The following is a 7,275-nucleotide window of genomic DNA, read 5'->3' as shown; positions in this document are numbered from 1 at the left end:
ATCGGCCACCTGCTATGGAGCGGCATCGTCGACGAATCCCGGGCACCGAAGATCGCCGAACACCTGCTCGGCCCCCAACTGTTCTCCGGCTGGGGGGTGCGGACGCTCGGCACCGGCGAGGGACGCTACAACCCGATCGGCTACCACGTCGGCACCGTGTGGCCGTTCGACAACTCCTTCATCGCCTGGGGGCTACGCCGCTACGGATTCCACCAGGAGGCCGGCCGCATCGCCGAGGGAATCATCGACGCCGCGGAACACTTCGACGGGCGGCTCCCCGAGGCGTTCGGCGGATACGAGCGGACGCTGACCAGATATCCCGTGCTGTACCCCACGGCGTGCAGCCCACAGGCGTGGTCCACCGGAACTCCCCTGTTGCTGCTGCGGACCATGCTCGGCATGGAGCCACGCGGCGAGCACCTGGTGGCCAGACCGGCCGTGCCCCCGGGCATGGGCCGGATCGAACTGCTCGACATCCCCGGGCGGTGGGGCAGGGCGGGTGCAGTCGGACGCGCCCACCCGGAGCGACGCTGACCGCACGGGCTCGCCCCCGAAGGAGAGCGAGCGCTGCACCAAGCGCCCCAACCGGCAACCGCTCACCGAAGGGCACAACTCGACACGCGAGGCTGGTCGATCTGAGCTGGAGGTTCATGGCTGAGACGAGACGCCAGTTCGATCCGGAGTTCCGGGCGGGCGCAGTACGCATCGTGCGTGAGACGGGTAAGTCGATCGCTCAGGTCGCCCGTGACCTGGGCATCAACAGTGGGACCCTGGCGAACTGGGTGAAGAGGGACCACGAGGCTCGCGGTGAGGCAGCTGCCGGGCAGTTGGTCGAGGACGAGCGGGCGGAACTGGCCCGGCTGCGGCGGGAGAACGCCGAGCTGGCGATGGAGCGTGATGTCCTCAAGCGATCCGTGGTCCTGTGGGTCAAGGAAGCGACGAGCCGGTGAGCGTGGCCGCCTTCATCGCTTCCCAGAGGACCGATCATGGTGTGCCGCACGCGCTGACCTGCCGGGCTCTGGGGGTGTCCGAGTCGTGGTTCTACAAGTGGCGCGACCGGCCGCCAACATCCCGTGATGACCGACGTGCCCGGCTGACGGCCGCGGTCCAGAAGGTCTTCGACGACTCGGGCGGCACCTACGGCAGCCCCCGCATCGGCATCGAGCTGCGCGAGCAGGGCTGGCGGGTCTCCGACAACACGGTCGCGCAGCTCATGGCCGAGTCCGGCCTGACCGCCCGCATCAGGCGCCGCCCCCGGAACCTGACCCGCCCAGGTACACGTCCGGCCGCGCCAGACCTGGTCAAGAGGGTGTTCACCGCGCCGGCGCCGGATGTCGTGTGTGCGGCGACATGACCGAGATCCGCACCGACGAGGGCAAGTTCTACCTGGCCACCGTCATCGACAGGTTTCGGCGCTGCTCGTCGAGCTGGATCCCGGCGGATACGATCAGCCGTTCCGTGACACCGGTGAAGGCGGTGCCGCGCCACAACGCCAGCGCGCGTCGCAGCTGAGCGACAGCGCCGGGCAGATCCCCACGAGCGGCCATCCGGCGGCCCTGTCGAGAGCGAGTCTGCCCGTCGGCCCCCGTCCGACTGTTTCGCCCCCCCCCCACCAGCCACGCGTGCGGGTTCTTTGCCTACCAGGACGCGAACGACGAGGCGCGGTCGTTCCAACCGAGATCGGTGAGGTTGACCTGTCCCCATCCACCCGGAGTCCACAGTGCCGATCCGGTCCACCCGGCGTGCTCCCAGATCGTCTGGCCGTTGTGGTTGTCGGCCGCTACCGATGACGCCTGGTCGTTCCAGTCGATGCACCACAGATGGCAGTACATGCTCACCCTGCTCAGATCGCGATACCCCCAACCGCTCGCGGTCGTCAGCAGGTTCCCGCGGAAGTGTGAGTGCTCATAGATCGCCGTACTGTTGGTGAAGTTGATCGATGGTCCGGTCGTCCCTGCGGATGTTTCTCCGGTCGCTCCTTTCGGGCCCTCCGTCATCTCCTTTGTGGGCTGGGCCAGCGCGTTCGCCGGCCCGCCGTTCTTGCGTACGAACTGTTCGAACTCGGCCGGGCTGGTGAACGCGACAAGTTCCGCTGCCGCGCCACGGTCCAGCATCGCCGCCATGTAGAGCGGCCGGCCGTTGTACCTGGTTATGCCGTCGGGGCTGGCCGGCTTGCCGTCGATGGTGAGGGGGAGCGGAACCGCAGCACGGGCGGGGCTGGCCATGAACGCCCCCGAGGTCAGGATCAGGGCAGCCGCCAGCGAGAGCAGCTTCTTCACGGGACTCCTCCTCTTGCTCGTCACGCGCCACCTGTCGTGGCTCGTGCACCAGAGTCGGACCGGCGGTCCTCAGGCAGTCCACGAGTTGTCCCCGACTGGTCCACGTCAGGCGACGGGATCGCGGGGGAGGTGTTGGATCGTGTGGGAGCGGCGTGTACCCGGGGTCGGCACCGTCGCGATCACGATCAGGTGGCGCCGCCAAGCGGTACGCCTCGGTGAGCGCGGCCGGAACTGGCGGTCACCACCCGCGTCCCGCGACGGCGATGCGACGTGGGGTGGAAGTGGAGCCGGATGGTCGTCAGACGACCTGCCGGTAGCCGGTGTTGACGATGCGTTCGGACGCCTTCGTGTACCACTCGGGACCGGTTGCCGGTTGGGTGCCGAGGCCGTCGACGTACCGGTTGAACATGCAGAACGCCGCCGCGATGAGCACCGTGTCGTGGATCTCCAGGTCGGTGGCGCCCTCGGCGCGGGCGGCCTTGACCAGTTCGGGGGTGACCTCGCGCCCACTGACCTGGACGGCGCCGGCGATGTGCAGCAGGGCGCGCAGTTTCGCGGAGATCGGGGCGTTTTCCAGGTCGGAGCGCACCTGGTCGACCAGGGTCATTCCCTCGTCGAGCTGCGCCGCCGCGTACGCGGAGTGCGCCGAGCAGCAGTAGGTGCACTCGTTGCGGCCGGAGACGTACGCGGCGATCAGTTCCCGTTCGCCGGGGGAGAGCGGGTGTGGTCCGCGCAGCAGCACCTCGACCAGCTCAAGTAGCGGTTGGCCGGTCTCCGGCCGGAAGCGCAGCGGCCCACGTACGCCGGGCAGCTCCGTCTCGTCCACCCCTAGATCGATGTATGCGATGGGGTCACTCTCCTAGAATCACGAAGCCGCTCCCGAGCGTACCTAATGATCGAATTTAGTCGATCACCCACGTCATCTCAAGGGTCGTCTGGCTATGTCCAACAGGGACTGTCGTACGACCGTCTGGGGTAGCGGATCGGGCGACATCTGCGATGGGTGCACGCCCAACGAGGTCAGCCACGCTTCATGAGGCGGCCGACGGCGGCCATCATCTCGGTGGCCATCTCGTCGGCCCGGCCCTCCGCGGCTCCCTCGTGCATGCAGTGTCGGGCGTGCCCGTCGAGCAGGCCGAGGGCCACCTTGTCGAGTGCGGCCTGGATCGCGGAGATCTGGGTGAGCACGTCGATGCAGTAGCGGTCGTCGTCGACCATCTTCTCGATGCCCCGGACCTGCCCCTCGACGCGCCGCAGTCGCGCGAGCAGCTGGTCCTTGGTGGCGGTGTAGCCCCGGGTCGGGGTCGGGTTCGGTGTGGTCATGGAAACCGAGGATAACGTACCCCTCCCGGGTATGCTACGGTCGTACGTGGCGATACCCCTCCCCGGTATTAGGTCACATGGGCGGTCGCGGGCGTCCGCCCGGCGAATACCCCCGGGGAGTATAGGTGAGATGTGAGAGGAGCATTCCATGACCAGCACGACGTACCAGGTGAAGGGCATGACCTGCGGTCACTGCGTCAACTCGGTCAGCACCGAGATCGGTGCGATCGCGGGCGTCAGCGACGTCCAGGTCGACCTCGCCGCCGGGCGGGTGACCGTGACCAGTGAGGCGCCGCTGGACCTGGCCACCGTGCGGGCCGCGGTCGACGAGGCCGGCTACGACCTCGTCGCCGCCTGAAGTTCCCACCACCCCGAAGGAACCGAGGTGCCAGTCACATGAACACGGCGACGAAGCTGAGCGGATTCGCCCTCGGCCTCGCGGCGGTGTTCGGCGCGGCGTACGGGGTCGGCCACGTCGTCGACCCCGTCGCCCCGGCCGCCGACACCCGCCACGAGAGCACCACCGGCCACCAGGCCGGCGGCCACGACAACGGCGGCGGCCACGACAGCGACCCGGGAGCGGCCAACCCGATTCCCGGCGGACTGCTGGTCTCCGACCGTGGCTACACCCTCGTCCCGGTCCCGGCACCGGTGGACGAATTCGCCTTCCGGATCACCGGCCCGGACGCCCACACCGTCACCGCCTTCGACGAGGCACACGAGAAGCGGATGCATCTCATCGTGACCCGCCGGGACCTCTCCGGCTTCCGGCACGTACACCCGGAGATGGCGCCGGACGGCACCTGGCGGGTCGCGTCCCCGGTCGGTGAGCCCGGCACCTGGCGGGCTTTCGCCGACTTCACCCCCAGCGGCGGCCCGCCGCTGACCCTGGGCGTGGACGTATCCGTTCCCGGCCCGTTCACCCCACGACCGTTGCCGACACCGGCGACCAGCAGCTCGGTCGACGGATACACGGTGACGATCGACGGCACTCTCCAGCCCGGCCGCACCGCCGAACTGAGCCTGACCGTCAGCCGCGCCGGTGCTCCGGTGACCGACCTGCAGCCCTACCTGGGCGCCTACGGGCACCTGGTCGCCCTGCGCGAGGGCGACCTGGCGTACCTGCACGTGCACCCCGAAGGCGAGCCCGGAGACGGACGGACCAGCCCGGGACCGCGGGTCACCTTCTTCGCCGAGGTCCCTTCGGCCGGCACGTATCGGCTCTTCCTCGACTTCCAGCACCAGGGCACCGTGCACACCGCCGAATTCACCCTGACCGCCGGCGAGGCCCCCACGGTCGGCGGCACCGCCCCGGCCGGTCCCGCGACGCCGAGCCCATCAGCCACTGGCGGGCACGGCGAGCCCGGCCACCCCCACAACTGAAAGCGGAGCACGTCATGACCTCACCCGCCAGACCGCTGCGCGTCGCACGCAACCAGCTCGAACTCGAAATCGGCGGGATGACCTGCGCCTCCTGCGCTGCCCGGATCGAGAAGAAACTCAACCGCCTCGACGGCGTCACCGCCACCGTCAACTACGCCACCGAGAAGGCCACCGTCCGCTACGACGACACCGTCACGCCGCAGGATCTGATCGCCACCGTCGAGAAGACCGGCTACACCGCCGTCCTGCCACCCCCGCCCGCGCCGACCGGCTCGCAACCGGCCGCCGAGCCGGTCGACGAAACGCGCGGTACGCGGACCCGGCTGTGGGTCTCGGTCGTGCTGACCGTGCCGGTGATCCTGCTGGCCATGGTGCCCGCCTGGCAGTTCACCTACTGGCAGTGGCTGTCGCTGACCCTGGCCGCCCCGGTCGTGGTCTGGGGTGGCCTGCCGTTCCACCGGGCCGCCTGGATCAACCTGCGCCACGGCGCGGCCACCATGGACACCCTCGTCTCGCTCGGCACCCTCGCCGCGTTCGGCTGGTCGCTGTGGGCACTGTTCCTCGGCGACGCCGGAACGCCCGGCATGACGCACCCGTTCAGCTTCGACATCAGCCGTACGGGCGGCGCCGGCAACATCTACCTGGAGGCCGCCGCCGGGGTGACCACCTTCATCCTCGCCGGGCGCTACTTCGAGGCCCGCTCGAAGCGCACCGCCGGCGCGGCCCTGCGTGCCCTGCTCCAACTCGGCGCCAAGGACGTCGCGGTACTCCGCGACGGAGTGGAGACCCGGATCCCGGTCGAACAGCTTGCCGTCGGCGACCGGTTCGTGGTCCGGCCGGGCGAGAAGATCGCCACCGACGGGGTGGTCGACGAGGGCACCTCGGCCGTCGACGCCAGCATGCTCACCGGCGAGTCCGTTCCGGTCGAGGTCGGCGCGGGCGACACCGTCGTCGGCGCCACCGTGAACGCCGGCGGCCGCCTCGTGGTCACCGCCACCCGGATCGGCGCCGACACCCAACTGGCGCAGATGGCGAAGCTGGTCGAGCAGGCCCAGGCCGGCAAAGCCGCCGTGCAGCGCCTCGCCGACCGGATCTCCGGTGTGTTCGTCCCGATCGTGATCGCCCTCGCCGCCGCCACCCTGGGCTTCTGGATCGGCAACGACAGCGGCCTGACCGCCGCGTTCACCGCCGCCGTGGCGGTGCTCATCATCGCCTGCCCATGCGCCCTCGGCCTGGCCACACCGACCGCCCTGCTGGTCGGCACCGGCCGCGGCGCCCAGCTCGGCATCCTGATCAAGGGCCCGGAGGTGCTGGAGAGCACGAAAAGGGTCGACACCGTACTGCTGGACAAGACCGGCACCGTCACCGCCGGAAAGATGGCCCTGGTCGACGTGCTGCCCGCCGACGGTCAGGACCGTGATGAACTGCTTCGGCTGGCCGGCGCGCTGGAGGCCGCCAGCGAACACCCCATCGCTCGGGCGATCGCCGCCGAGGCGTCACGAACCGGCGCACCGGCACCGGTGACCGGCTTCGCGAACGCCGAGGGTCTCGGCGTGACCGGCACCGTGCACGGCCGGGAGGTGGTGGTCGGCCGGCTGCGGCTGCTGCGCGAGCGCGGACTCGACGTACCGCGGGAGGTCGAACAGGCCGCGACCGCGGCCGAGGCCGCCGGCCGAACCGCGGTCCTGGCCGGCTGGGACGGCCGGGCGCGCGGCGTCCTCACCGTCGCCGACACGGTCAAGCCGACCAGCCGGGCGGCCGTCACCGGGCTGCGCGCACTCGGCCTGACTCCGGTCCTGCTCACCGGCGACAACACCACCGTCGCCACGGCCGTCGCCGCCGAGGTCGGCATCGACCAGGTGATCGCCGAGGTGCTGCCGGCGGAAAAGGCCGACGTGGTCAAGCGGCTCCAAGCCGAGGGCAAGGCCGTCGCGATGGTCGGAGACGGAGTCAACGACGCCGCCGCGCTCGCCCAGGCCGACCTGGGGCTGGCCATGGGTACGGGGACCGACGTGGCGATCGAGGCATCCGACCTGACCCTGGTCCGCGACGACCTGACCGCTGCCGTGGACGCCATACGGCTCGCCCGCCGGACGCTACGCATCATCAAGAGCAACCTGTTCTGGGCCTTCGCCTACAACGTCGCCGCCCTGCCGCTGGCCGCCGCCGGCCTGCTCAACCCGATGATCGCCGGTGCCGCGATGGCCTTCTCCTCGGTCTTCGTGGTGGCGAACAGCCTCCGCCTGCGCGGCTTCCGAAGCACCAGCTAGCGGCCGCGCGTTCGACGCGC

At 70.2% G+C, this 7,275-nt stretch carries 9 protein-coding genes and 1 pseudogene; 6 read left to right on the top strand and 4 right to left on the bottom strand.

Going from position 1 to position 7,275, the window contains the following annotated elements; translation table 11 throughout:
• The 3 genes and pseudogenes from AB0I42_RS21415 to AB0I42_RS21405 form a co-directional block, all read left to right on the top strand.
• Nucleotides 1-534, top strand: a pseudogene (locus AB0I42_RS21415) (amylo-alpha-1,6-glucosidase); the annotation flags it as partial.
• Between the two features lie 116 nt (nucleotides 535-650).
• Nucleotides 651-950 (top strand): transposase, encoded by a 300-nt coding sequence (locus tag AB0I42_RS21410; RefSeq protein ID WP_357539306.1) that lies wholly within the window; start codon nucleotides 651-653, stop codon nucleotides 948-950.
• A gap of 41 nt (nucleotides 951-991) precedes the next feature.
• The gene (locus AB0I42_RS21405; protein WP_357539305.1) at nucleotides 992-1,354 is read left to right on the top strand and encodes an IS3 family transposase; all 363 of its coding nucleotides are present in this window, start codon (nucleotides 992-994) and stop codon (nucleotides 1,352-1,354) included.
• Between the two features lie 28 nt (nucleotides 1,355-1,382).
• On the opposite strand, the gene AB0I42_RS21400 is transcribed toward AB0I42_RS21405, so the two are convergent.
• From AB0I42_RS21400 to AB0I42_RS21385, 4 genes are all read right to left on the bottom strand, one after another.
• The gene (locus AB0I42_RS21400) at nucleotides 1,383-1,547 is read right to left on the bottom strand and encodes a BTAD domain-containing putative transcriptional regulator (protein ID WP_357539304.1); all 165 of its coding nucleotides are present in this window, start codon (nucleotides 1,545-1,547) and stop codon (nucleotides 1,383-1,385) included.
• 90 nt (nucleotides 1,548-1,637) lie between these two features.
• Nucleotides 1,638-2,279, bottom strand: coding sequence for a hypothetical protein (locus AB0I42_RS21395; RefSeq protein WP_357539303.1), 642 nt, complete (start codon nucleotides 2,277-2,279; stop codon nucleotides 1,638-1,640).
• Nucleotides 2,280-2,577: 298 nt separating this feature from the next.
• The gene (locus AB0I42_RS21390; protein WP_357539311.1) at nucleotides 2,578-3,126 is read right to left on the bottom strand and encodes a carboxymuconolactone decarboxylase family protein; all 549 of its coding nucleotides are present in this window, start codon (nucleotides 3,124-3,126) and stop codon (nucleotides 2,578-2,580) included.
• A gap of 173 nt (nucleotides 3,127-3,299) precedes the next feature.
• Nucleotides 3,300-3,602: a metal-sensitive transcriptional regulator gene (locus AB0I42_RS21385; protein ID WP_357539302.1), complete on the bottom strand. Its 303-nt coding sequence runs from the start codon at nucleotides 3,600-3,602 to the stop codon at nucleotides 3,300-3,302.
• A 148-nt stretch (nucleotides 3,603-3,750) separates the two neighbouring features.
• Here AB0I42_RS21385 and AB0I42_RS21380 point away from each other — a divergent pair, with 148 nt between their 5' ends.
• From AB0I42_RS21380 to AB0I42_RS21370, 3 genes are read left to right on the top strand one after another with little or no spacing between them, the layout of a single operon-like run.
• Complete coding sequence (locus AB0I42_RS21380) at nucleotides 3,751-3,960, top strand: copper ion binding protein (protein ID WP_357539301.1); 210 nt, start codon at nucleotides 3,751-3,753, stop codon at nucleotides 3,958-3,960.
• A 38-nt stretch (nucleotides 3,961-3,998) separates the two neighbouring features.
• A complete protein-coding gene (locus AB0I42_RS21375) occupies nucleotides 3,999-4,985 on the top strand; it encodes a hypothetical protein (protein WP_357539300.1) in 987 nt (328 codons plus the stop codon).
• A gap of 14 nt (nucleotides 4,986-4,999) precedes the next feature.
• Nucleotides 5,000-7,255 carry a heavy metal translocating P-type ATPase gene (locus tag AB0I42_RS21370; RefSeq protein ID WP_357539299.1) on the top strand — a complete coding sequence of 752 codons (2,256 nt, stop codon included), beginning with the start codon at nucleotides 5,000-5,002 and terminating at the stop codon, nucleotides 7,253-7,255.
• Nucleotides 7,256-7,275 lie beyond the last annotated feature (20 nt).

Origin of the sequence: Polymorphospora sp. NPDC050346, assembly GCF_040655695.1 — a bacterium.
Classification (GTDB): domain Bacteria; phylum Actinomycetota; class Actinomycetes; order Mycobacteriales; family Micromonosporaceae; genus Polymorphospora; species Polymorphospora lycopeni.
The sequence above is the reverse complement of the archived record's forward strand: the minus strand, read 5'-3'. Positions and strand labels throughout refer to the sequence as shown.

What these genes read in the sequence shown, in the direction of transcription:
- AB0I42_RS21410 (WP_357539306.1), top strand. Translation starts at nt 651, where the DNA reads ATGGCTGAGACGAGACGCCAGTTCGATCCGGAGTTCCGGGCGGGCGCA.
- AB0I42_RS21400 (WP_357539304.1), bottom strand. Translation starts at nt 1,547, where the DNA reads ATGGCCGCTCGTGGGGATCTGCCCGGCGCTGTCGCTCAGCTGCGACGC.
- AB0I42_RS21385 (WP_357539302.1), bottom strand. Translation starts at nt 3,602, where the DNA reads ATGACCACACCGAACCCGACCCCGACCCGGGGCTACACCGCCACCAAG.
- AB0I42_RS21380 (WP_357539301.1), top strand. Translation starts at nt 3,751, where the DNA reads ATGACCAGCACGACGTACCAGGTGAAGGGCATGACCTGCGGTCACTGC.
- AB0I42_RS21375 (WP_357539300.1), top strand. Translation starts at nt 3,999, where the DNA reads ATGAACACGGCGACGAAGCTGAGCGGATTCGCCCTCGGCCTCGCGGCG.
- AB0I42_RS21370 (WP_357539299.1), top strand. Translation starts at nt 5,000, where the DNA reads ATGACCTCACCCGCCAGACCGCTGCGCGTCGCACGCAACCAGCTCGAA.